The organism is Cupriavidus sp. UYPR2.512 (assembly GCF_000379565.1).
GTDB lineage: Bacteria > Pseudomonadota > Gammaproteobacteria > Burkholderiales > Burkholderiaceae > Cupriavidus.
This window is the reverse complement of sequence record NZ_KB903184.1, coordinates 31,245-54,113: the sequence shown is the minus strand read 5'-3', so window position 1 is coordinate 54,113 and position 22,869 is coordinate 31,245. Positions and strand designations below refer to the sequence as shown.

The window sequence follows — 22,869 nt, the reverse complement described above, 5'->3', positions numbered from 1 at the left end:
TCGGGTCCGGCGACTGCCGGTCCCCGGATGGGGATGAAACGGGAATCGGCTTACTTGCCCAGGTACTGCTGCAGCGCCTCGGCGCCGCCGATGAGCTTGCCGTTGATAAAGACCTGCGGAGCGGTCATCTCGCCGGACACGGCGCCCAGCACCTTGCCGCGCACCTTGTTGTCCAGCGGCACGTCGATGTAGTCGAAGCCGTTGTCGTCCAGCAGTTGCTTGGCCTTGGCGCAGAACGAGCAGCCGACCTTGGAGAACACCACCACCTGGTCCGGCTTGCGGGCATCCGGGGCGATGTGGGCCAGCATGGTGTCGGCGTCGGACACCTTGAACGGGTCGCCCGGCTCTTCCGGCTCGATGAACATCTTCTGTACCACGCCGTCCTTGACCAGCATCGCATAGCGCCAGCTGCGCTTGCCGAAGCCCAGGTCGGCCTTGTCCACCAGCATGCCCATGCCTTCGGTGAATTCACCGTTGCCGTCTGGGATCATGGTGATGTTTTCGGACTCCTGGTCCTTGGCCCATTCGTTCATCACGAAGGTATCGTTGACCGACACGCACAGGATGTCGTCGACGCCGTGCCTGGCGAACACCGGCGCCAGCTCGTTGTAGCGCGGCAGGTGGGTCGACGAGCAGGTCGGCGTGAAGGCGCCCGGCAGCGAGAACACGACCACGGTCTTGCCGTTGAACAGCTCGCCGGTGGTGACGGTCTTCCATTCGTTGTCTTCACGCATGCGGAAAGCGACATTGGGAACGCGTTGGCCTTCACGGGATTGCAGCATCAGTTCACTCCTTGGTCTGGATCGGGTTGGTATCGGCTGCGGGTTGCAGCGAAGGCCCCATTCTGTCGACCGGGATGTGATTTGTACAATTCATCGTTTTAACTGCGACGATTGTCTTATGCTATTGATCTGGCATAGCCATTCCTTATTGCGCCGGCAATGGCACCTCATCCGCGCGCACGCAAAAGCATATTTTTTCGGCAAATACCGGCGAGTGCCCTATCATGCGGCATCCACCCAGACTCCCGTTTTGTCCGCAATGACCCGACCTTGCCGCCTGCCGTCTCTCCGCCGATGGGCCCCGATGCTCGCGCTGTCGCTGATGCTGGCGCACCCCGCGCAGGCGCAAACCCTGAAGAAGCCGGCCCTGGATGCGCTGGTCTCCGGCACCCGAACGGCAGCCCAGGCCGACCTGCAGGCGTTCATGGCCGCCGCTGCCAAGGCCGAGCCCTCAGTGGCGCCGGCGGTGGCGGCGTGGCAAGCCCGGTCGCCGCTGGCCGGCGACAACCTGGCCAATATCGGCCGCCTGCTGGGCGTCTACAACCGCGTCCACAACGAGGCCGCGGTGATCGACGCCATCGGCAGGATGGTGGCGCTGCGTACCGTGCGCGACGAGAAGATCCCGCAGCACGAGAACCCCGCCATCATCGAGTTCGGCAAAATGATCGAGGCCATGGCGCGTGACTTCGGGCTGGCCTACCGCAATGTCGACAACCGGGTCTTCGAGGTCACACTGCCTGGCGGCAAGGACACCTTCGGCATTCTGACCCACGCCGACGTGGTGCCTGCGGCGGCCGAGGAATGGGTGCTGGAGGACGGCACCAAACTGGATCCGTTCCGCATGACGCGCGTGGGCGACACGCTGTACGGGCGCGGCACCATCGACGACAAGGGCTCGATCGCCACGGTCATGTATGCCATGAAGACCGTCAAGGAAAGCGGCGTGCCGCTGGCGCGCACCATCCGCCTGATGATCGAGACCACCGAGGAAACCGGCGGCGACGGCATGAAGTACTACCGCCAGCACACCACCCTGCCCGAGTACAACGTCGTGCTCGACAGCAAATACCCCGCGGTGGTGGCGGAAAAAGGCGCGGGCACGCTGACCGTCTCCTTCGGCATCAAGGCGGCGGACGGCCAGAGCGCGCAGGGCAAGCCCGACCACAAGGGACCGGCCATCGTTGCCATGCGCGGCGCGGCCTCTGCCAACGCCATTCCCGAGACCGCCACCGCGCGCATTGCCGGCGGCGATGCTGCCGCCGTGGCTGCCACGCTGGAACAGGCGCGCGCTGAATTCCTGCACCGCCACACCCCGCGCGGCAAGTTCTCCATCGACGTGAAGCGCGCCGGCAACGACGTGGAAGTCAAGGTCACCGGCGCCTCGGCGCACGGCTCGCGCCCGGAGGAAGGGGTCAACCCATTGCCGCGGCTGGCGCTGTTCCTGCAGGCCAGCGGCGTGCAATTTGCCGAGAACCACTACCTGAACGCGGTCCGCTACCTGAACGACCTGTACGGGCTGGACTACCTCGGCACCAGGATGGAGGTGGCCTACCGCGATCCGTTCATGGGCCCGCTCACCATGTCACCCACGCTGGTGCGCGAGCGCGGCGAATATGTCGACGTGGTCACCAATGTGCGCATGCCGCGCGGCCGCACGCCGGACGAGCTGGGCGGCAAGATCACCAAGCGTATTTTCGGCTGGGCGGCCACCCATGGCCCGGTCGAGATCAAATATGACCAGGGCAACTGGATGGCGCGCGATCCCAAGGGCGCGTGGCTGTCCACGCTGCTGAACATCTTTGGCGACACCACCGGGCTGGAAGCCAGGCCGGTTTCCACCGCCGGCAGCACCACCGCCAAGCTGATGCCCAATGCCATCAACTTCGGGCCAGCGATGCCGGGCAAGAAGTACACCGCGCACAATGCGCGCGAGTACAAGGAAGTTCCCGACCTGAACCTGGATATGCAGATGTTCACCGAGATGCTGGTGCGGATCGGGAACCTGGACAAGATGCAGTAGAAGGGATTCTGCATGTCCCTCGAGCGTCAGCCCCTAAACTGATACCCGGACCACCGTCACAACCCCAGCTCACTCAACCCCGCATGCGCATCCGGCCGCCGGCCCAGGGTCCAGTGGAACTTGCGGTCCGCAGCCTTGATCGGCGCATCGTTGATGCAGGCATAGCGCCTGCACATCAGCCCCGCTTCATCGAACTCCCAGTTCTCATTGCCGTATGACCGGTACCAGTTGCCGGAATCATCGTGCCATTCGTAGGCAAAGCGCACGGCGATGCGGTTGCCGTCGTGCGCCCATAGCTCCTTGATCAGCCGGTAATCCAGCTCCTTCTGCCACTTGCGCTGCAGGAAGGCGACGATGTCGGCGCGGCCGCTGACAAATTCCGCGCGGTTGCGCCAGGCGCTGTCGACGGTATAGGCCAGCGCCACGCGCTCTGGGTCGCGGCTGTTCCAGCCGTCCTCGGCGGCACGGACCTTGGCGATGGCGGATTCACGGGTGAATGGGGGCAACGGCGGACGGATTTCGGCTTGCGCGGACATGCGGGGCTCCTTTTGCTGAAAACAGGAAGAACCAGACGGGAAGAACAGCCTGCTCGAAATGATACAGACTTGTCTCATTATTGATAGACAGATCTGTCTTGTCAAGGCAGGCTGCCGGCCAGAATTCAAAAGCAAGACCCGGAGTGCGAGGCGTTCGCGGGCGGCCTAAAGTTGGCATCATGCAAGCGAGATACAGGAGACCCACGGTGAGCATCAGCCAGATACAACGCCCCGAAATGGCCGTGCCAGGGCCGCGCAGGCCAATTCCGCCGGCGCGCGGCACGGCGCGGGAGCATGGGCACGGAGCCGATATCGCCACCCGCGTCAATGGCACCGACTGGGCGGCCGTTGCACGCGAGCTCGACGACTACGGCTGTGCCGCGATCCGCAGCCTGCTGTCGGCAGCCGAATGCGACACGCTTGCCGCCGGCTACGCGCAGGACGCGCTGTACCGCTCTCGCATCGAGATGCGCCGACACGGCTTTGGCCAGGGTGAGTACAAGTACTTCCGCTACCCCCTGCCCGACACCGTGGCCGCATTACGCACGGCGCTGTATCCGCACCTGGTGCCGGTGGCCAACCGCTGGAACGCCGCCATGGGCATCGATGTGCGTTATCCCGCCGCGCACGCCGACTATCTTGCCCGCTGCCACGACGCCGGCCAGTTGCGCCCGACGCCATTGCTGCTGCGCTACGGGCCGGGCGACTACAACTGCCTGCACCAGGACCTGTATGGCGAGCACGTATTCCCGCTGCAGGTCGCCATCCTGCTGTCCGAGCCGGGCCGCGACTTTAGCGGCGGAGAATTTGTGATGACCGAGCAGCGGCCGCGCATGCAGTCGCGGGCCGAGGTGGTGACGCTGCACCAGGGCGACGCGGTGGTATTCGCCGTCAGCCAGCGCCCGGTGCAAGGCAGCCGCGGCAGCTACCGCGTGAACCTGAGGCATGGCGTCAGCCGGCTGCACGCGGGCCAGCGCTACACGCTGGGCATCATCTTCCACGACGCCACGTGAGGGATTCCATGACCCGATCCATGACTCGTCACGCAGAGCAGCCAGAAGCCAGCGCCACCGAACGCGACCCGCGCTGGGCCCGCGTGCTGGCGCGCGATCCGGGCGCCGACGGTGCCTTTGTCTATGCGGTCAAGACTACCGGTGTTTACTGCCTGCCGAGCAGCCCGTCGCGCCTGCCACATCCGGCCAATGTCGAATTCTTCGACAATGCCGCCGCGGCCGAAGCCGCCGGCTACCGGCCCAGCCGCCGTGCCGCCGCGCCCGCGCTGGCGGAACAACACGCAGCCATCGCGGCCGACGCCTGCCGCCGCATCGAGGCCGCCGACACCCTGCCCACGCTGCCCGAACTGGCCCGTGCAGCGGGCGTCAGCCCCTATCACTTCCACCGCCTCTTCAAGGCCGCCACTGGCCTGACGCCGCGCGCCTACGCCGCGGCGCACCGAGCGAAGAAGCTGCGCGAGCAACTCGGCACCAGCGGCTCCGTGACCGAGGCGATCTACGACGCCGGCTTCGGCTCCGACAGCCGTTTCTATGAGACCTCGGACGCGGTGCTGGGCATGACCCCGTCGCGCTACCGCGCGGGCGGGGCCGACACCGATATCCGCTTTGCCATCGGCCAGTGCTCGCTGGGCGCGATCCTGGTGGCCCAGAGCGGGCGCGGTGTCTGCGCGATCCTGCTGGGCGACGATCCGCAAACGCTGCTGCAGGACCTGCAGGACCAGTTCCCGCGCGCCAACCTGATCGGCGGCGACGCTCAGTTCGAGCAACTGGTGGCGCAAGTGGTGGGCTTTATCGAAGCACCGTCAATTGGCCTGGCGCTGCCGCTGGATGTGCGCGGCACCGCGTTCCAGCAGCGTGTATGGCAGGCCCTGCGGGAGATCCCTGCGGGCAGCACCGCCAACTATGCCGAGATCGCGGCCCGCATCGGCGCGCCGCGTGCGGTGCGCGCGGTGGCGCAGGCCTGCGCCGCCAACCATCTGGCGGTGGCCATTCCCTGCCATCGCGTGGTGCGCAGCGACGGCAACCTGTCGGGCTACCGCTGGGGCGTGGCGCGCAAGCGCGAACTGCTGGAGCGCGAGGCGCAAGCCTGAGTGGCCCGCGCTCAGCGCGCCACGGCTGCCTGCACCCGAGCCAGGTAGTCGTGGATCTGCGCCACCACCGCCGCGCCCTCACCTACCGCCGCGGCGACCCGCTTGGTCGACCCCGCCCGCACATCGCCGATGGCAAACACGCCCGGCACGCTGGTCTGCAGCGGATACGGCACCGCCGACGCGCAGCCCAGCTCGCCTCCGCCGGTGCGCACGAAGCCCTTGTCATCGACCTCGACGTTGCAGGTGCGCAGCCACGACGCATTGGGATCGGCGCCGATAAACAGGAACAGGTGCCGCACATCCATCGTCACCGGGGCCGGGCTTTCCGCCCGGCATTCGTAGCGCACCGAACTGAGCCACCCTTCCCCCGCCAGCGCGCTGATCTGCGCGTGCGTGTGCAGTGTGATATTGGGCAGCGAACCGATGCGGTCGATCAGGTAGCGTGACATGGTGGCGGCCAGCCCCGGCCCGCGCACCAGCATATGCACATGTGCCGCGTGCGAGGCCAGGTAGACCGCTGCCTGCCCGGCCGAATTGCCGCCACCCACCAGCATCGCCGGCTCGTTCTTGCACAGCTTGGCCTCCACCGGCGAGGCCCAGTAGTACACGCCGCGCCCTTCAAAATGCTCCAGCGCGGCGATGTCCGGGCGCCGGTACTGTGCGCCGGTGGCGATCACCACGGTGTGGGCCGGGATCATGCGGCCATCGGCCAGCTCCAGCCGGATCGGGTCCGCACCGCAATGCAATGCCTTGACCTCCAGCGGGATGGCGATATGCGCGCCGAACTTCAGCGCCTGCACGAACGCGCGCCCGGCCAGCGCCTGCCCGGAGATGCCGGTGGGAAAGCCAAGATAGTTCTCGATCCGGGCACTCGCGCCCGCCTGCCCGCCCGGCGAGCGGCAATCGATCACCGCCACCGACAAGCCTTCGGAAGCGGCATACACGGCCGTGGCCAGCCCTGCCGGCCCGGCGCCGACCACCACTACGTCATAGACGTGGGCCGGATCGAACTCCGGCAACAGCCCCAGGCACGAAGCCAGCTGCCCTTCGTCCGGCGCGCGCAGCACGCGGCCATCGGCGCAGATCACCAGCGGGAAGTCGCTGGCGGGCGCGTTGGCGTAGTCGAGCAGCAATGAGCAGTCGCGTTCCGCGTCGATATCGATGACCGTATGCGGGTAGCCGTTGCGCCGCAGGAAGGCCTGCAGTGCCACCAGCTGCGGCTCGGTGCCGTGGCCGACCAGCACCGGCCCGCTGCCGAATTCGATCAGCCCCACGCGGCGCAGGATCAGCGCGCGCATGATGCGTTCGCCCAGTTCGGCCTCGGCCACCAGCAGGGCGCGCAGCCGCTCTGGTGTGATCGCATAGCCCTGGGTATCGGTCACGGCCACGCCGTCGACCAGCGCCGGGCGGCCGCTGAGCGTGCCGACCTCGGCCAGGAAGTGGCCGGCTCCCTGCTCGGTGATCTGGTGTTCGCGCCCCAGGCCGTCGCGCCGCATCAGGCGCACGCGGCCGCTGCCGATCAGGTACATGCCCCGGCCCGTATCGCCGATGGCAAAGAGCTTCTCGCCCGCGCGCCAGCTCTGTGGCGTGCCAAAGCGGCGCACGCGCGCCATGTCGTCGGCGCTGAGCTGCGGGAACATCTGGTGCCAACGTGACTCCAGCGTGGAGTACGGCGCCTCCAGGCCGCCGCCAGTCTCCGGCCCGGGCTCCGTGCCAGTCTCCAGGTCCGCTCCCGTCGCTTCCTGCAAGATCGCCATGCTGCTTCCTCCGTCTGGATCCGCACCTGCCAGGACACACCTTTCCCGCTGCCGCGGCGCGGCCTATCGATAGTAGACGGCACGGCGCAGAATGCGAGAACCGCACGGCGCAGTTGCGGATTGTGCCGGCTTGGGATTGAATGAGCGCCTGGGCGTGCCACCAGGCCTTTGCCACCGCCGCCACCCTTAGTCCAGAACCAAGACTTGATGCATTCCAGCCCTGAATCCGACGCCAGCCAGTCTGGCGAGCACACCGGCCGTCCCGCCCGCCCCGCCCTGCGGCCCCTCACGCCTGTCGAGGGCCGCGTGCTGGGCGTGCTGGTCGAAAAACAGCACACCGTGCCCGACACCTACCCGCTGTCGCTCAATGCACTGGCGTCGGGCTGCAACCAGAAGACCGCCCGCGCCCCCGTGATGAACATCAGCGAGGCCGAGATCCTTGAGGCCATCGATGGCCTCAAGGGCCTGAGCCTGGTCTTTGAAGGCAGCAGCAGCCGCGTGCCGCGCTTCGAGCACAATATGCAGCGCGTGCTGGCTGTGCCCAGCCAGTCCGTCGCGCTGCTGGCGATGCTGCTGCTGCGCGGCCCGCAGACCGCAGCGGAACTGCGCCTGAACACCGCGCGCCTGCACGGCTTTGCCGATATCTCGTCGGTCGAGGCCTTCCTTGACGAACTGGCCAGCCATGCGCCGCCCTTTGTTGTCCGGCTGCCGCGCGCGCCGGGTGCACGTGAAAATCGCTGGATGCACCTGCTGAGCGGCGAAGTGAGCGCCGCCGCGGCCGCCGACGAAGCCGAACGCACCACGGGCGGCGCCACCGCCTCGCCGGGCGAGCTCGAACAACTGCGCGCCGAGCAGCAGGCCCTGACCGAGAAAGTGGCGAAGCTGCAAAGCCTGGTCAAACACATGGCCGGGCAACTCGGTATCCCCGTGGACGAGTTTCTCGACTGACGCCTGCGTCATACCCCACGGTACCAGCCACCCCGCTGCCGGCCAGCATTGGTGGTTGGTGGATATTTCTGGCGGTTAATTGCGTAATTGCCCCCCCCCCCCCCCGAAAGCGAGTCACGATGCTCAGACCGCTCGGGAAAGGCATCATGCACGCAGCGCGGCAGGCAACTTGCCGCCGACCTGCCCGATGACCCGGATGTCGCCTATGCTCTGCTCAGGACAGCAGACTGGACGGGGAGACCGGCGCAGCCATGGACAAGACAGCCTTCGTATTTGCCGGCGGCGGCAGCCTGGGTGCGATCCAGGTCGGCATGCTGCGCGAACTGGTGGCTTGGGGCGTGATGCCCGATATTGTGATCGGCGCCTCGGCCGGCGCCATCAACGGCGCCTACTTTGCCTGCAATCCTGGCGTGGCCGGCGCCGGCCGGCTTGACGCGCTGTGGCGCGGCATCCGGCGTTCCGACATCCTGCCGTGGAGCTGGCGCAGCGTCTGGAGCATGTTCGGCGGCAACCGCGGCCACCTGGTTGAGGCGGCCGGGCTACGCGCGCTGCTGGCGCAGCACTTCGGGCCGCGGCGGCTGGAAGCGGCGGAACTGCAGCTGCATGTGGTGGCCACCGACATGCACAGTGGCGACGAGGTCTTGCTGTCCAGCGGCAGCATCGTCGACGCGGTGCTGGCCAGCGCGGCGATCCCCGGCGTGTTCCCGCCGGTGCAGTTCGAGGGCCGCACGCTGATCGACGGCGGCGTGGCCAACAACACCCCGGTATCCACCGCAGTCGCACTCGGTGCCACGCGGGTGATTGTGCTGCCCGCGGGCTTCACGTGTGCTGAGCGCCGCGCGCCGCGCGGCGCGCTGGAGCATGCGTTCAACGCGCTCTCGCTGCTGGTGGCGCGCCAGCTCGTGCACGACTTGCAGCACTTCGCCGAGCGCGCGCAGATCAGCGTGGTGCCGCCGCTGTGCCCGCTCGACATCTCGCCCTACGACTACTCCAAATGCGGCGAACTGATCGACCGCGCCGCGGCCACCACCGCGCAGTGGCTGCAAGGCAAGGGGCTGGACAGCCAGCGCATACCGAGCGCGCTGGCGCCGCATTCGCACGACGAAGCGGCGCCCAGCTGCAGCGCCGACATCCCGACGGCTGCGCCCCACTGAAGCCGCTCAGCGCGGTGCCTGCCAGCCGGACTACGACAGCCAGGGCTTGTCCGAAGCGGTGCGCTGGCGGATGGCGCGCCTGCCGGCCCCGGCAGGTCTGGACGCCTTGCTGGCGCGCATGCACACGGAGTAGTCCGCCGGATCAGGGCAGCCGCGCCAGCAACCGGTCGCCCAGCGTGGGTGGCAGCGCCAGGCGCCCTGCCTTGCCAGGCGCCGCGGCATCGAAGACCACGGCCTGGCCGTCCCAGCTGAGCCGCACCGGCCCGCTGCTGTTGAAGGTGCGCTGGGCCAGCACGCGGTTGCGCTCCACGCCGTAGATGCGCAGCAACACCCGCTCCCGGCCCAGATAGCAGTATTCCGCGGCGTACCGCGCAGCGGCATCCAACGACGGCAGGTGCCGGCAGTTGTGCGCGCCGGCGCGCTCCCAGGCGCCGTGGCCATAGGCGATGGCGGTCCAGATACCACCGAGCGCCAGCAGCCGCCCCGCGGTGACCCGTGCCAGCCGCTGCGCGCGGGCCTTGCGCCCGTCCGCGGTGGCCATCACGTGCGACACCGCGCGAGATACGGCCAGCCCCAACAGCAGCATCGTCACCGCCGCCAGGTGGAAATAGAACGCCGACTCCGGCATTGACGCCATGATCTGACCCATGCCCGCTCCCGGAAAATATCGTCAAACTACCGTCCCGCCGAAATCAGAATCCGGCCTCCGCGCCGTCATATAAATCCGCGCCGCATTAATCGGCGCCATTTATTCCAACATATTGAAAATCGGCGCCCTGATATATTCGAGCATAATCAACCGACCGCACCGGGCCAATCCGGTGTATTCCCGCACCGGACCCTGCCGGCGACCGCCGCGGTCTTATTTTTCCGATGGCAGCGCCACGAGCAGGCTGAGCAGCCGCGCCACCGTCGGGGCCACGATCGCGGCCAGCGCAGCCGCGCTGGCGGCATCGCCGTCGCGGGCGGCATGCTCCAGGCGCTGGGCGAACGCACACAAGCCGTGGCAGCCAACGTAGTGGGCAGATGCCTTGAGCCGGTGGGCGACGCTGCGCACCGTGTCCAGCGCACCGTCCGCGGCGCGCAGCTTCGCCAGGTCAGCCTGCGTCGCGGTGACCAGGGCGCGCACCAGTTCAGCGGCAAAGGCGCGGTTGCCGAAGGTCTGCGCCGCGATGGCTGGCACGATGCCCGCGGCCTCGCGCGGGGACAGCGCCAGGTAGCGCTGCCGGGCCAGCATGGCGACGATGGCCGCTTCGGTCACCGGTTCGCGCAGGCAGGCGGTCACGCCTTCGTCCGCACCGGGTACCTGCACCGCAGCGGCCGGCAGCACCACGGCGCAGACCGGGCCGGCGGCACGCCAGGCACGCAACAGGGTGTCGGGGATCTCGGCGGCGGCGCCGGCAATCACCAGGCCGACGTCCGCGGCGGCGTTCGGCGCGGGCGTGTCGGTATGCACATCAAAGCCGAGATCGCGCAGGATCGGCGCAACGCCGGCGACCCAGCGCGTGTCGCCGGGCGTGGCAAGCAGCAACGCGCCGGTCATGCGCAGCCTCGCGACGCGAGACCAATTGCGGGCAGCATGCTAGCCAATCGCGATATGGTGGCGCCGCGCAAAGTCGATGACATCGACAATCGATCTTGCCCCGAGTTTTTCCATGACCCGGGTCTTGTGCGTGCTGACCGTCTTGTTGGAGATAAACAGGGTTTCGCCGATGTCCTTGTTCGACATGCCCTTGGCAAGCATCTGCATGACCACCAGTTCCTTGTCGGAAAGGCTGGCCAGGCGCGCAGCTTCGTCGGCCTGGCCGGCGTTGTTGCCATGGTCGATTTCCGGCATCACCGTATAGCCGGCCAGCACGGACTCGGTGCAGCGCACGATCTCGCCCAGTTCCTGGGTCTTGCTGACAAAACCATGCGCGCCGGCCTGGCGCACGCGCGGGGCAAACGTGTTCTGGTCCTGGCCGGAAATGACCAGGATGCGCACCGCCGGGTGGCTGGCCTTGAGGCGGGGGATCACGTCCAGCCCGTTGATCTTCGGGATGTCCAGGTCCAGGATCACCACGTCGGGGGTGTATTGCCGCACGATCTCGATGGCGGCCTGGCCATTGTCGGCCTCAAGCACATGGGTAATGCCCAGCACCTGCGAAAAGTGCGCCTTTAGCACCACCCGCACGGGCGGGTGGTCGTCGACGATCAGGATTGTGGCCACGACTTGAACTCCATAGCAGGCGCCTCGATGTCCGGGCACCCGGGCATGTCATTGTGCTCAGCATTTGCGCCGGAGGGCACCGGAAATTTCCGAGCGGGGGCTTGCATCTTCCGAAAACCCGGCCGGGGCTTTGCAAGCCTGGCGCAATGCGGGCCATGGCAGATGCGCAACGCCAATCATAACGCTGCCACCACGGCATAAAAGACCACGTCGCCGGACAACGGCCGGGGATATCCAAAGGGCTTTCGGCCTGCCCGCAGCCATCGGGTTTCCCGATGCTGCCGCGTGCGTTGCCTGACTGGTGCCGGCGTGCCGGGCCGTGAGATGCTGAGCGGGATTGTCTTCGATATGTGACGCGACAGGCGAAAATGGCGCGTGATCCGGAAATTTCACCCTCAATCTCAGATTCGTCTTAATGAGATAACGAGGCTGAGCCCATAGAGTGAAAACAAGCCCGCCACCGCTACGCTACCGCGCAGCGGTGGCTGCCACGTTTTCACTGTATTTTGGCGCCCCGCTTGTCTATTCGTCCGCTCATCCATATCGAATCGCCCTCGGTCACCGCTTGCCCGCACCGCTTCACGCGCGCCTGGCGGCTTGCATGCATCGCCCTGCTGCTCGTTGGCGTATCGGTCTGCGCCGGTACCCGACCGAGGGCAGAGCCCGCGCCAGCGCCCGCCACGGTGCCATCCCTGGGCGGCATGCCTGTCGCCTCGCCCGAGGCACCTGCCCTGCAGCCAGCCCAGCCACCGGGGATCCGCACGCCGGCACCGCGCATCGCCCCACCGCCGCACGCAAAGCCACAGGCGCACTGGCGGGTGCTGGGGTGGACGACCGGACTGCTCTGCCTGCTGACGCCATGCCTGCTGACATGGATCTTCGTGCTGTATCGCGAGGTGCGCCGGCGCCGGGCCGCGGAGATAGCGCTGAAGGACAACATCGCGATCCAGTCGGCGCTGCTCGACGGCATTCCCCAGCCGGTCTACCTGCGCGATGCCTCGCTGCGGCTCATCACCTGCAACCGCAGCTATGAAGAACTGGTCGGCGCCACGCGCGACACACTGCGCGGGCAGCCGCTGGATGCGTCGGTCCAGGTGCATCCCATCGCCATCGACATGGCCGAGGTGGCTCGCGACTACCGCAAGGTGATTGAAGACGGCACCCCACTGCACAAGGACCGCTGCCTGCGCCTGGGCGGGCGCACCCGCCACGTGCTGAACTGGCTGACACCGCTGCGCGGCGCCGATGGCACCGTCAAGGGCCTGGCCGGCGGCTGCGTCGACCTGACCGAACGCCACGACATGCTGGCCGAGCTGGCCCACGCCAAGACAGAAGCCGAGGCCGCCAACCGCGCCAAGTCCACCTTCCTGGCCTCGGTCAGCCATGAGATCCGCACCCCGATGAACGCCATCACCGGCATGCTGGAGCTGACCCTGGCGCGCTGCCAGCTGGCCGAGCAGGAACGCCTGCAGCTGGTCACGGCGCACAAGTCGGCGCTGGGCCTGCTGGCGCTGATCGACGACATCCTGGACCTGTCCAAGATGGAGGCCGGCAAGTTCAGCATCCACCCGGCACCCGCTTCGCTGCCCGGGCTGGTCAAGGACACGCTGCTGATCTTCGGGCCGGTAGCGACGCAGAAGGGCCTGTCGCTGACCAGCGGCATCGGCGCCGCCGTCGCGCCGCTGCACCAGGTCGATGCGCTGCGTTTCCGCCAGATCCTGGCCAACCTGGTGTCCAACGCAGTGCGCTTCACGGACAGCGGCTCGATCCACGTCAGGCTCGACGCGCAAGCGCCTCGCGACGGGGTGCAGCAGGTCATGCTGACCGTCTCCGACACCGGCATCGGGATTCCCGCCGGCGCGCAGGAGCGGCTGTTTGAACCCTTCGAGCAGGTGCATGGCCTCACACGCCCCCGGGCCGGCGGCACCGGGCTGGGACTGGCAATCTGCCAGCGCCTGGCCAGCGCGATGGGCGGCCAGATCTCGCTGTCCAGTCAGCCGGGCCAGGGCACGCGCGTCATGGTGACGCTGCCGCTGACGCTTGCCGTCGCCACGGAACTGCCCGAACCGGTGCCCCCGCCCATGGCGGGCTGCGCACGGCGCCGGGCCAGCGTCCTGGTGATCGACGACCATGCGCCCAACCGGCTGCTGCTGCAGCGCCAGCTGGAACACCTGGGCCACCGCGTAAGCACCGCCTGTGATGGCCGCGAAGCGCTGGCCAGACTGGACGGCGCCAGCTTCGACGTGATCGTGTGCGACTGCGCCATGCCGGTCATGGACGGCCTGGCATTCGCACGGGCGGTGCGCGCACGCAAGGATGCGCACAGCTGCGTGCCGGTGATCGGCTGCACGGCGAGCGCCGTCGCGGTGGACCATGCCGCGGCGCTGGCGGCGGGCATGGATGCCGTGATCGTCAAGCCGGTTGGCCTGCAGGCGCTGGATGCGGCGGTGGCACAAGCCTGCGCCAGTGGCTACCGCGCGCGCAAGGTGGCCGTGCCAGTGCAGGTCAGCACGCCCGGCAGCCAGGCCGGCACGCGTGACGAGGCCGCCCACTGCGGCGTCATGCCCGGCTCCCGGCCGTCATGGTGCGCGGTGTGCCGGGCGATGAACGTGCAGTGCGACCGCCTAGACCAGCCGGAAGACTAAGCCCGCTCAGGCCTCCAGCGGCACCGCGCTGGTGCACTTGATCTCGTCCAGGCATACGCTGGACTTCACGCCGCTGACACCCGGAATACGCATCAGCGTATCGAGCAGGAAGTCAGACAGCGACTTCAGGTCCTTGGCGACCACCTTGAGCACATAGTCAATATCCCCGGTCACCGAGAAGCATTCCTGGATCTGCGCCAGCTCAGCCACCAGGCGCTTGAAGTTGGACAGGTCGCGGATATGCCCGCGCTCCATCGTCACATGGATAAAGGCCACCACGCCAAAGCCCAGCGCCGCCGCGTCCAGCCGCGCCTCATAGCGCTTGACCAGCCCGGCCTCTTCCAGGCGGCGGTGGCGCCGCAAAGTCTGCGCCGGCGACAGCGCGATGGCCTCTGCCAGTTCCAGGTTGGAGGCCCGCCCCTGCTCCTGCAACACCCCCAGCAAGCGGCGATCGGTACGGTCCAGCTCGATCGATTGCACTTTTATTTCCTCATCCTAATGTTTATAGCAATCCGATTTCATAATCTAGGGTTTCCCTGCCTGTTTTACGAAATCCAATTTTGCCGTCAGGAATATACACTGCATCCCAAGCAAGCGCACTACAGGCCTGTCCTGCAACAGGTTTCCGCCGAGCCGGCTGGCACCGGCGCGACCTCGTTGCCAAGTGCCGCCGCCACAATATTATTTCCCGCCCCTTTAGTGAGAAAGCCATGGCCGACCTGTTTGACAACCCGATGCAGCTGATGGGCTTCGAATTCGTGGAATTCGCCTCGCCCACCCCCAACGTGCTTGAGCCGCTGTTCGAGCAGATGGGCTTCACGCTGGTGGCAAAGCACCGCTCCAAGGACGTGGTGCTGTACCGCCAGGGCGAAGTGAACTTCATCGTCAACCGCGAGCCGCACAGCCACGCCGCCTACTTTGCCGCCGAGCACGGCCCGAGCGCCTGCGGCATGGCTTTCCGCGTCAAGGACTCGCACAAGGCCTACGCCCGTGCGCTGGAACTGGGCGCACAGCCGGTGGAGATCCCGACCGGCCCGATGGAGCTGCGCCTGCCCGCGATCAAGGGCATCGGCGGCGCGCCGCTGTACCTGATCGACCGCTTCGAGGAAGGCAAGTCGATCTATGACATCGACTTCGAGTTTATCGAAGGCGTCGACCGCCACCCGGTTGGCCACGGCCTCAAGCTGATCGATCACCTGACCCACAACGTCTACCGTGGCCGCATGGCTTACTGGGCCAACTTCTACGAAAAGCTGTTCAACTTCCGCGAAATCCGCTACTTCGACATCCAGGGCGAATACACCGGCCTGACCTCCAAGGCCATGACCGCGCCGGATGGTAAAATCCGCATTCCGCTGAACGAGGAATCGTCCAAGGGCGCCGGCCAGATCGAAGAGTTCCTGATGGCCTTCAATGGCGAGGGCATCCAGCACATCGCCTTCCTGACCGACAACCTGATCGAAGTCATCGACCGCCTGCAACTGGCAGGCGTGCCGCTGATGACCGCGCCGAACGACTACTACTACGAAGCGCTGGACACGCGCCTGCCCGGCCACGGCCAGCCCGTGGAGCAGCTGAAGTCGCGCGGCATCCTGCTGGACGGCACCACGGAAGGCGGCAAGCCCCGGCTGCTGCTGCAGATCTTCTCCAAGACCGCGCTCGGCCCGGTGTTCTTCGAGTTTATCCAGCGCCGCGGCGACGAAGGCTTCGGCGAAGGCAACTTCAAGGCCCTGTTCGAGTCGCTGGAACGCGACCAGATCGCACGCGGCACGCTCAAGGTCGAAGCCTGACCGGCATCGGCCTTCCCTGACCGGCAGCCCTTGACGGGCACCGCCGGTTCCGGAAACGCGCACACCACCTTCGCGGCAGTCACCCTGCCGCGCGGGCGGTGACGTCCCCCAGGCCCAAGCGTTCGACTCGATACAAGCCAGAAACGCGGGCCCGCATTCCATGAGAATGGGTAGAGGAAACAACAGAATGCATTCAAGCAGCAATGACGGCACGCTCAAGCGCGGCCTGAAGAACCGGCATATCCAGCTGATCGCGCTGGGTGGCGCCATCGGCACCGGCCTTTTCCTGGGCATCGCCCAGACCATCAAGATGGCGGGCCCCTCGGTCCTGCTGGGCTATGCGATCGCCGGCATCGTGGCGTTCTTCATCATGCGCCAGTTGGGCGAGATGGTGGTGGACGAGCCCGTCGCCGGCTCGTTCAGCTACTTCGCCGACAAATACTGTGGCCACTTCGCCGGTTTCCTGTCGGGCTGGAACTACTGGGTGCTGTACATCCTGGTGAGCATGGCCGAGCTTTCGGCCGTTGGCATCTACGTGCAGTACTGGTGGCCTGAGATCCCGACCTGGGTCTCGGCGCTGGCGTTCTTCATGATCATCAACGTGATCAACCTGTCGAGCGTGAAGTCCTTCGGCGAGATGGAGTTCTGGTTCTCGATCGTCAAGGTCGCGGCCATCATCGGCATGATCGGCTTTGGCGGCTACCTGCTGGTGTCCGGCAATGCCGGCCCGCAAGCGAGCGTGGCCAACCTGTGGCAGCACGGCGGCTTCTTCCCCAACGGCATGGGCGGCCTGGTGATGGCCATGGCGGTGATCATGTTCTCGTTCGGCGGGCTGGAACTGGTGGGCATCACCGCGGCCGAGGCAGATTCTCCCGAGAAGACCATCCCCAAGGCCACCAACCAGGTGATCTACCGCATCCTGATCTTCTACGTGGGCGCGCTGGCAGTGCTGCTGTCGCTGTACCCCTGGGAGAACGTGGTCACCGGCGGCAGCCCGTTCGTGCTGATCTTCCACGCGCTGAACAGCAACTGGGTGGCCAATGTGCTGAACGTGGTGGTACTGACCGCGGCGCTGTCGGTCTACAACAGCGGCGTGTACTGCAACAGCCGCATGCTGTACGGCCTGGCCCAGCAAGGCAACGCCCCCAAGGCGCTGCTCAAGGTCAACCAGCGCGGCATTCCGCTGACGGCACTGGCGTTCTCGGCCGTGGCCACCGCGGCCTGCGTGGTGATCAACTACTTCATGCCCGGCAAGGCCTTTGAGATGCTGATGGGCCTGGTGGTGTCGGCGCTGATCATCAACTGGGCGATGATCAGCCTGATCCACCTGAAGTTCCGCGCCGACAAGCGCCGCGCCGGCCAGACCACGAAGTTCCAGAGCTGGGGCTATCCGCTCACCAACTACCTGTGCCTGGTGTTCCTGGCCGGCATCCTGGTGGTGATGTACCTGACGCCTGGCCTGCGCCTGTCGGTCTACCTGATCCCGGTGTGGCTGGTGGTGCTCGGCGTGAGCTACCTGGTGCGCCAGAAGAACGCGGCCGCCGCGCTGCAAAGCGGCGTGGCCGCCCAGCAACTGCGCTGAAGCGGCAAGGCGGCGCCTGCAGGCTGCGGGCGCCGCCGGTTAGAATTCAGGCTGCGCGACGCCCCCTGCGCCGCGGCAGCTGCCCCCCGACCCCATTCCATCGCATCCCATGTTTGCACACATCGAGGCATTTCCCGGCGATCCGATCCTCTCGCTCAATGAGGACTTCCAGCGCGACCCGCGTACCGACAAGGTCAACCTGAGCATCGGCATCTACTTTGACGACGAGGGCCGCCTGCCGGTGATGCAGGCCGTGGCCAGGGCCGAGGCCGCGCTGCTGGCCGACATGGGTCCGCGCCCCTACCTGCCGATGTCGGGCCTGGTGGCCTACCGCAACGCGGTGCAGGCGCTGGTCTTCGGCGAAGACTCGCCGGCGCGCGCCGCCGGCCGCATCGCCACGCTGCAGACGCTGGGGGGCTCGGGCGCACTGCGCGTGGGCGCCGATTTCCTCAAGCGCTACTACCCGCAGGCGCAGGTGTGGATCAGCGATCCCAGCTGGGAAAACCACCGCGTGGTGTTCGAGCGCGCCGGCTTCACCGTCAATACCTACCCGTACTATGACGACGCCACCGGCGGCCTGAAGTTCGACGCAATGATGGACGCGCTGGGCGCCATCCCCGCGGGCAGCATCGTGCTGCTGCACGCCTGCTGCCACAACCCGACCGGCGTGGACCTGAACCAGGACCAGTGGCGCCAGCTGATCGCGCTGCTCAAGGCCAACCAGTTGCTGCCGTTTGTCGACATGGCTTATCAGGGCTTTGGCGCCGGCCTGGAAGACGACGCCTTTGCCATCCGCGAGCTGGTGGCACAGGACGTGCCCTGCCTGGTGGCCAACTCGTTCTCGAAGAACTTCTCGCTGTACGGCGAGCGTTGCGGCGGCCTGAGCGTGTTCTGCAACACCGCCGGCGAAGCCGCCAACGTGCTGGGCCAGCTGACCGGCGCGGTGCGCGCCAACTACAGCAACCCGCCCACGCATGGCGCGCGCGTGGTGTCCAAGGTGCTGACCACGCCCGAACTGCGCCAGCTGTGGGAGGAAGAACTGGCCCAGATGTGCAACCGCATCGCGCGCATGCGCGAGGCCATCCACCACAACCTGCGCGACCATGTCAGCGGCGAGGCCCTGTCGCGCTACCTGACCCAGCGCGGCATGTTCACCTACACCGGCCTCACCGCCGACCAGGCCGAGCGCCTGCGCGAGCAGCACGGCGTGTACCTGCTGCGCTCGGGCCGCATGTGCGTGGCCGGGCTGAACGAGCGCAATGTCGGCATCGTGGCCAAGGCCATCGGCAGCGTGCTGAAGGGCTGAGCCCAGCACGCAGACAGCCTCATGGCGGCGCCTTCGGGCGCCGTTTTTGTTTTTCGGCGCCAGGCCCCGGCCAGCGTAATTTCTACAAGGGTCGTGGCGTTTTTGACTCTTTCCTTGCGGCTTGCCCAGGCCGCGCGCAACGCCATCGCCGCGGCCATGCCCGGCACTGAACTTGCAGCCTTCCTGTATCCCCGGCACCACCTCCTGCCCTGCCGGCTCCTACAGAAGGCTCGCATATGTCCGAAGACAACGCTCCGGCCCAGTGCAGCACCGCCCTGCCCCCTGGCGCGGCCGCGCGCGCGGTCACGCTGCACGTCAACGGCAAAGCCTGCACGCTGCAGCTGGAACCGCGCTGCACCCTGCTTGACGCGCTGCGTGAAGTGATCCACCTGACCGGCGCCAAGAAAGGCTGTGACCGCGGCCAGTGCGGCGCCTGCACGGTGCTGGTCGACGGGCGGCGCATCAACGCCTGCCTGACGCTCGCGGTCATGCAGGAAGGGCGCAAGATCACCACCATCGAAGGCCTGGCCAGCGGCGACAGCCTGCATCCGATGCAATCCGCCTTCGTCGCGCACGACGCGCTGCAGTGCGGCTTCTGCACGCCGGGCCAGATCTGCTCGGCGGTGGCGATGCTGGCCGAAGCGCAGGCCGGCGAAGCCAGCGCGGTGCAGCCGCTGCGGCCGGCGGCGCTGCGGCTTGGCGACGATGAGATCCGCGAGCGCATGAGCGGCAACCTGTGCCGCTGTGGCGCTTACCCCAATATCGTTGCCGCGGTCCGCGAGGCCAGCGGCAAGGGTGGCGGCAGCTAAGGGGCGGGCATGAATCCTTTTTCCTATGAACGGCCCGGCTCCGTGGACGACGCCATGCGCCTGGGCAGCCAGCCCGGCGCACGCTATGTGGCCGGCGGCACCAACCTGCTGGACCTGATCAAGGCCGGCGTGGAAACGCCGCGGCTGCTGGTCGATGTCAGCCGGCTGCCGCTGGCCCAGGTGGCGGCGCTGCCCGATGGCGGCCTGCGCATTGGCGCGATGGTCAGCAACACCGATGCGGCCAACCACCCGCTGGTGCGTGAACGCTATCCGTTGCTGGCGCAGGCGCTGCTGTCGGGCGCCTCCGGGCAACTGCGCAATATGGCCACGGTGGGTGGCAACCTGCTGCAGCGCACCCGCTGCCACTATTTCTACGACCCCGGCTTCCCGGCCTGCAACAAGCGCAAGCCAGGCTCGGGCTGCGGCGCGCGCGACGGCATCAACCGCATCCACGCCATCCTGGGCGCGAGCGAGCATTGCATCGCCGTGCATCCGTCCGACATGTGCGTGGCCCTGGCCGCGCTGGAGGCCGTGATCGTGGTGCGCGCCACCACCGGCGAGCGCCGCATCCCGATCGGCGATTTCCACCGGCTGCCCGGCGACACGCCGCAGTGCGACACCATGCTGGCGCCTGGCGAACTGATCGTCGCCATCGACCTGCCGCCCTCGCCCTATGCGCCCCATGCCCACTACCTGAAGGTGCGCGACCGCGCCAGCTTCGCCTTTGCGCTGGTCTCGGTAGCCGCGGCGCTGGACATCGACGGCAATACCGTGCGCAGCGCCCGGCTGGCGCTGGGCGGCGTGGCGCACAAGCCATGGCGCGTGCCGGCGGCAGAGCGGGCCCTGGCTGGCCGCCCGCTGAGCGCGCACAGCGCGGCGCAAGCCGCGCGCCTGCTGCTCGATGGCGCGCAGCCCTATGCCCACAACGCATTCAAGATCGGACTGGCGCAACGTGCCGTGCTGCGCGCGCTGCAGGTCGCCAGCCGGTCACAAGGAGCTTCGGCATGGGCGTGACCGGCACCCCGCTCGACCGCGTCGACGGCATCCCGAAGGTCACCGGCCGCGCGCGCTACACCGCCGACCACGCCCTGCCCGGCCTGGCCCATGCGGTGATGGTGACCAGTTCCATCCCCCGCGGCGAGATCGCGGCAATCGACACCTCGGCCTGCGAGCACATGCCCGGCGTGCGCCTGGTGCTGACCCCCTTCAACGCGCCGCGCCTGCCCAAGGGCGGCAAGGCGGCCGCGGACATCCCCACGGCCGGCCACGTCATGAGCCTGTTGCAGGACACCGCGGTGCACTACAACAACCAGCCCATCGCCGTGGTGGTGGCCGACACCCTGGAGCAAGCCCGCGACGCCGCCCGCTGCCTGCCGGTGCAATACCGGCAGGCCGATGCCGTGCTGGACTTTGCGCAGGCCCGCATGCAGGCCCGCAAGCCCGACGAGGACGAAGACGGCTCAGCCGACAGCCACCGCGGCGATCCCGACGCCGGCATGCGCGGCGCGGCTGCCGTCATCGACGCGGTCTACACCACCCCGATGGAGAACCACAACCCGATGGAGCCGCACGCCACCATCGCCGCCTGGGACGGCGACCACCTGACGCTGTACGACGCGACGCAGTACGTCACCGGCGTGCGCAAGGCCGTCTCGGCCGCGTTCGGCATTCCCGCGGACAGGGTGCGTGTGATCTGCCCTTACGTAGGCGGCGGTTTCGGCTGCAAGGGCTCAGTCTGGTCGCACGTGGTGCTGGCCGCGATGGCGGCGCGGCAGGCAAGCCGCCCGGTCAAGCTGGTGGTGGAGCGGACCCAGATGTTTGGCCCGGTGGGCGCGCGGCCAATGACCGAGCAGCACGTGGTCGCCGCCGCGGCACGGGATGGTGCGCTGAGCGCAATCCGCCACGACGTGATCGCCTGCACCTCGACGACAGAAGAGTGGCTCGAAGCTTGCGCGCTGATCACGCGCAGGCTCTATGCGTGCCCCAACCAGCAGACCAGTCAGCGGCTGGTCGAACTGAACATCGGCCCCCCGACTTTCATGCGCGCGCCGGGCGAAGCCACCGGCAGCTTTGCGCTGGAGTGCGCGCTGGATGAACTGTCGGAACAACTTGGCATCGACCCGGTGGAACTGCGCCTGCGCAACCATGCCGATTCCGATCCCGAGAGACACCTGCCGTTTTCCAGCAAATCGCTGCGCGAGTGCTACCGGGTGGCCGCCGAGCGTTTCGGCTGGGCGCGCCGCAACCCCACCCCGCGCTCGATGCATGCCGACGGCAAGCTGGCGGGCCTGGGCATGGCCACCGCGACCTACCCCACTTACCGCTCGGCCGCCAGCGCAATGGTGCGCCTGCTGCCGGACGGCACCGCGCTGGTGCGCTCCGGCTCGCAAGACCTTGGCACCGGCACTTACACGGTCATGACGCAGGTCGCCGCCGACGCGCTGGGGCTGCGGCCCGAGTGTGTACGCTTCGAACTGGGCGACACGGCCTTCCCCGAGGCCCCGGTGTCGGGCGGCTCGCAGTCGGTTGCCAGCGTCGCGCCTGCCGTGCAGCAGGCGGCCGAAGCTGCACGTTTGCAACTGATCCGCGAGGCCGTGGCCGACTCGGCCTCGCCGCTGTCCGGCGCGCCGGTCGAAGACGTGGAGATTGCCGACGGCTGGCTGCAACGCCGCTCCGATCCGGCGCAGCGCGAACCCATGTCCGCGCCGATCAGGCGCGCCGGCGCCCGTGCGATTGAAGCGCGCGCCAGCGCCAGGCCCGGCAAAGAGCGGAGAAAGTATGCGATGCACGCCTTCGGCGCCGTCTTTGCGGAAGTCCACGTGGACCCAGACCTGGGCGAGATCCGCGTCCACCGCATCGTCGCCAGCTACGGCGTGGGCCGGCTGCTGAACCGCAAGACCGCGCACAGCCAGCTGATGGGCGGCATTGTCTGGGGCATCGGCATGGCGCTGCATGAGAAGACCGAGCTGGACCCGGTCACCGGGCGCGTGGCTAATGCCAACCTGGCCGAGTACCACATGCCGGTCAACGCCGACGTCGGCACCATCGACGTGACGGTGGTCGACGAGGTCGATCCGCATATCAACGCGCTGGGCACCAAGGGCATCGGCGAGATCGGCATCGTCGGCGTCGCCGCGGCCATCGCCAATGCCGTTTACCACGCCACCGGCCGGCGCGTCCGGGACCTGCCGATCACGCTGGACAAGCTGCTGGACTGAGACCATCCG

At 67.5% G+C, this 22,869-nt stretch carries 19 protein-coding genes; 12 read left to right on the top strand and 7 right to left on the bottom strand.

Annotated features, from left to right (window positions below; all coding sequences use genetic code 11):
• Positions 1-50: 50 nt before the first annotated feature.
• Positions 51-782 carry a glutathione peroxidase gene (locus A3A5_RS0132940; RefSeq protein ID WP_018314705.1) on the bottom strand — a complete coding sequence of 244 codons (732 nt, stop codon included), beginning with the start codon at positions 780-782 and terminating at the stop codon, positions 51-53.
• A 304-nt stretch (positions 783-1,086) separates the two neighbouring features.
• Between A3A5_RS0132940 and A3A5_RS0132935 the strand changes: the two genes are divergently transcribed.
• Positions 1,087-2,802: a dipeptidase gene (locus tag A3A5_RS0132935; RefSeq protein WP_018314704.1), complete on the top strand. Its 1,716-nt coding sequence runs from the start codon at positions 1,087-1,089 to the stop codon at positions 2,800-2,802.
• 56 nt (positions 2,803-2,858) lie between these two features.
• On the opposite strand, the gene A3A5_RS0132930 is transcribed toward A3A5_RS0132935, so the two are convergent.
• Positions 2,859-3,338 carry a nuclear transport factor 2 family protein gene (locus A3A5_RS0132930; RefSeq protein ID WP_018314703.1) on the bottom strand — a complete coding sequence of 160 codons (480 nt, stop codon included), beginning with the start codon at positions 3,336-3,338 and terminating at the stop codon, positions 2,859-2,861.
• 236 nt (positions 3,339-3,574) lie between these two features.
• Between A3A5_RS0132930 and A3A5_RS0132925 the strand changes: the two genes are divergently transcribed.
• Positions 3,575-4,351, top strand: coding sequence for a 2OG-Fe(II) oxygenase (locus A3A5_RS0132925; RefSeq protein ID WP_369797844.1), 777 nt, complete (start codon positions 3,575-3,577; stop codon positions 4,349-4,351).
• A 20-nt stretch (positions 4,352-4,371) separates the two neighbouring features.
• Complete coding sequence (gene ada / locus A3A5_RS0132920; RefSeq protein ID WP_018314701.1) at positions 4,372-5,442, top strand: bifunctional DNA-binding transcriptional regulator/O6-methylguanine-DNA methyltransferase Ada; 1,071 nt, start codon at positions 4,372-4,374, stop codon at positions 5,440-5,442.
• An 11-nt stretch (positions 5,443-5,453) separates the two neighbouring features.
• On the opposite strand, the gene A3A5_RS0132915 is transcribed toward ada, so the two are convergent.
• Positions 5,454-7,199 carry an FAD-dependent oxidoreductase gene (locus A3A5_RS0132915; RefSeq protein ID WP_018314700.1) on the bottom strand — a complete coding sequence of 582 codons (1,746 nt, stop codon included), beginning with the start codon at positions 7,197-7,199 and terminating at the stop codon, positions 5,454-5,456.
• 207 nt (positions 7,200-7,406) lie between these two features.
• On the opposite strand from A3A5_RS0132915, the gene A3A5_RS0132910 reads away from it, so the two are divergent.
• Positions 7,407-8,147: a YceH family protein gene (locus A3A5_RS0132910; protein WP_018314699.1), complete on the top strand. Its 741-nt coding sequence runs from the start codon at positions 7,407-7,409 to the stop codon at positions 8,145-8,147.
• A gap of 251 nt (positions 8,148-8,398) precedes the next feature.
• A complete protein-coding gene (locus tag A3A5_RS0132905; RefSeq protein WP_018314698.1) occupies positions 8,399-9,301 on the top strand; it encodes a patatin-like phospholipase family protein in 903 nt (300 codons plus the stop codon).
• 142 nt (positions 9,302-9,443) lie between these two features.
• On the opposite strand, the gene A3A5_RS0132900 is transcribed toward A3A5_RS0132905, so the two are convergent.
• The 3 genes from A3A5_RS0132900 to A3A5_RS0132890 form a co-directional block, all read right to left on the bottom strand.
• Positions 9,444-9,950, bottom strand: coding sequence for a hypothetical protein (locus A3A5_RS0132900; RefSeq protein WP_018314697.1), 507 nt, complete (start codon positions 9,948-9,950; stop codon positions 9,444-9,446).
• Positions 9,951-10,163: 213 nt separating this feature from the next.
• Entirely contained in the window at positions 10,164-10,844 is a 681-nt protein-coding gene (locus tag A3A5_RS0132895) for an Hpt domain-containing protein (protein ID WP_018314696.1), read from the bottom strand.
• A 39-nt stretch (positions 10,845-10,883) separates the two neighbouring features.
• A complete protein-coding gene (locus A3A5_RS0132890) occupies positions 10,884-11,510 on the bottom strand; it encodes a response regulator transcription factor (RefSeq protein ID WP_018314695.1) in 627 nt (208 codons plus the stop codon).
• A 518-nt stretch (positions 11,511-12,028) separates the two neighbouring features.
• On the opposite strand from A3A5_RS0132890, the gene A3A5_RS0132880 reads away from it, so the two are divergent.
• Complete coding sequence (locus A3A5_RS0132880; protein ID WP_232431529.1) at positions 12,029-14,155, top strand: PAS domain-containing sensor histidine kinase; 2,127 nt, start codon at positions 12,029-12,031, stop codon at positions 14,153-14,155.
• Between the two features lie 6 nt (positions 14,156-14,161).
• Here the strand turns inward: A3A5_RS0132880 and A3A5_RS0132875 are convergent, their stop codons facing one another.
• Positions 14,162-14,635 (bottom strand): Lrp/AsnC family transcriptional regulator, encoded by a 474-nt coding sequence (locus A3A5_RS0132875; RefSeq protein WP_010812428.1) that lies wholly within the window; start codon positions 14,633-14,635, stop codon positions 14,162-14,164.
• Between the two features lie 230 nt (positions 14,636-14,865).
• Between A3A5_RS0132875 and hppD the strand changes: the two genes are divergently transcribed.
• The 6 genes from hppD to A3A5_RS0132845 all read left to right on the top strand — a co-directional run bounded on the left by hppD (position 14,866) and on the right by A3A5_RS0132845 (position 22,860).
• Entirely contained in the window at positions 14,866-15,945 is a 1,080-nt protein-coding gene (hppD, locus tag A3A5_RS0132870; protein ID WP_018314692.1) for a 4-hydroxyphenylpyruvate dioxygenase, read from the top strand.
• 187 nt (positions 15,946-16,132) lie between these two features.
• Positions 16,133-17,527: an amino acid permease gene (locus A3A5_RS0132865; RefSeq protein ID WP_018314691.1), complete on the top strand. Its 1,395-nt coding sequence runs from the start codon at positions 16,133-16,135 to the stop codon at positions 17,525-17,527.
• A gap of 109 nt (positions 17,528-17,636) precedes the next feature.
• A complete protein-coding gene (locus A3A5_RS0132860; RefSeq protein ID WP_018314690.1) occupies positions 17,637-18,833 on the top strand; it encodes an amino acid aminotransferase in 1,197 nt (398 codons plus the stop codon).
• Positions 18,834-19,069: 236 nt separating this feature from the next.
• Positions 19,070-19,642, top strand: a complete 573-nt coding sequence (locus A3A5_RS39710) for a 2Fe-2S iron-sulfur cluster-binding protein (RefSeq protein WP_018314689.1) — start codon at positions 19,070-19,072, stop codon at positions 19,640-19,642.
• A gap of 9 nt (positions 19,643-19,651) precedes the next feature.
• Positions 19,652-20,656, top strand: a complete 1,005-nt coding sequence (locus A3A5_RS0132850; RefSeq protein ID WP_018314688.1) for a xanthine dehydrogenase family protein subunit M — start codon at positions 19,652-19,654, stop codon at positions 20,654-20,656.
• Positions 20,647-22,860 (top strand): xanthine dehydrogenase family protein molybdopterin-binding subunit, encoded by a 2,214-nt coding sequence (locus A3A5_RS0132845; protein WP_018314687.1) that lies wholly within the window; start codon positions 20,647-20,649, stop codon positions 22,858-22,860. The genes A3A5_RS0132850 and A3A5_RS0132845 overlap by 10 nt, the downstream gene beginning before the upstream one ends.
• Positions 22,861-22,869 lie beyond the last annotated feature (9 nt).

What these genes read in the sequence shown, in the direction of transcription:
- A3A5_RS0132940 (WP_018314705.1), bottom strand. Translation starts at nt 782, where the DNA reads ATGCTGCAATCCCGTGAAGGCCAACGCGTTCCCAATGTCGCTTTCCGC.
- A3A5_RS0132935 (WP_018314704.1), top strand. Translation starts at nt 1,087, where the DNA reads ATGCTCGCGCTGTCGCTGATGCTGGCGCACCCCGCGCAGGCGCAAACC.
- A3A5_RS0132930 (WP_018314703.1), bottom strand. Translation starts at nt 3,338, where the DNA reads ATGTCCGCGCAAGCCGAAATCCGTCCGCCGTTGCCCCCATTCACCCGT.
- A3A5_RS0132925 (WP_369797844.1), top strand. Translation starts at nt 3,575, where the DNA reads ATGGCCGTGCCAGGGCCGCGCAGGCCAATTCCGCCGGCGCGCGGCACG.
- ada (WP_018314701.1), top strand. Translation starts at nt 4,372, where the DNA reads ATGACTCGTCACGCAGAGCAGCCAGAAGCCAGCGCCACCGAACGCGAC.
- A3A5_RS0132915 (WP_018314700.1), bottom strand. Translation starts at nt 7,199, where the DNA reads ATGGCGATCTTGCAGGAAGCGACGGGAGCGGACCTGGAGACTGGCACG.
- A3A5_RS0132910 (WP_018314699.1), top strand. Translation starts at nt 7,407, where the DNA reads ATGCATTCCAGCCCTGAATCCGACGCCAGCCAGTCTGGCGAGCACACC.
- A3A5_RS0132905 (WP_018314698.1), top strand. Translation starts at nt 8,399, where the DNA reads ATGGACAAGACAGCCTTCGTATTTGCCGGCGGCGGCAGCCTGGGTGCG.
- A3A5_RS0132900 (WP_018314697.1), bottom strand. Translation starts at nt 9,950, where the DNA reads ATGGGTCAGATCATGGCGTCAATGCCGGAGTCGGCGTTCTATTTCCAC.
- A3A5_RS0132895 (WP_018314696.1), bottom strand. Translation starts at nt 10,844, where the DNA reads ATGACCGGCGCGTTGCTGCTTGCCACGCCCGGCGACACGCGCTGGGTC.
- hppD (WP_018314692.1), top strand. Translation starts at nt 14,866, where the DNA reads ATGGCCGACCTGTTTGACAACCCGATGCAGCTGATGGGCTTCGAATTC.
- A3A5_RS0132865 (WP_018314691.1), top strand. Translation starts at nt 16,133, where the DNA reads ATGCATTCAAGCAGCAATGACGGCACGCTCAAGCGCGGCCTGAAGAAC.
- A3A5_RS0132860 (WP_018314690.1), top strand. Translation starts at nt 17,637, where the DNA reads ATGTTTGCACACATCGAGGCATTTCCCGGCGATCCGATCCTCTCGCTC.
- A3A5_RS39710 (WP_018314689.1), top strand. Translation starts at nt 19,070, where the DNA reads ATGTCCGAAGACAACGCTCCGGCCCAGTGCAGCACCGCCCTGCCCCCT.
- A3A5_RS0132850 (WP_018314688.1), top strand. Translation starts at nt 19,652, where the DNA reads ATGAATCCTTTTTCCTATGAACGGCCCGGCTCCGTGGACGACGCCATG.
- A3A5_RS0132845 (WP_018314687.1), top strand. Translation starts at nt 20,647, where the DNA reads ATGGGCGTGACCGGCACCCCGCTCGACCGCGTCGACGGCATCCCGAAG.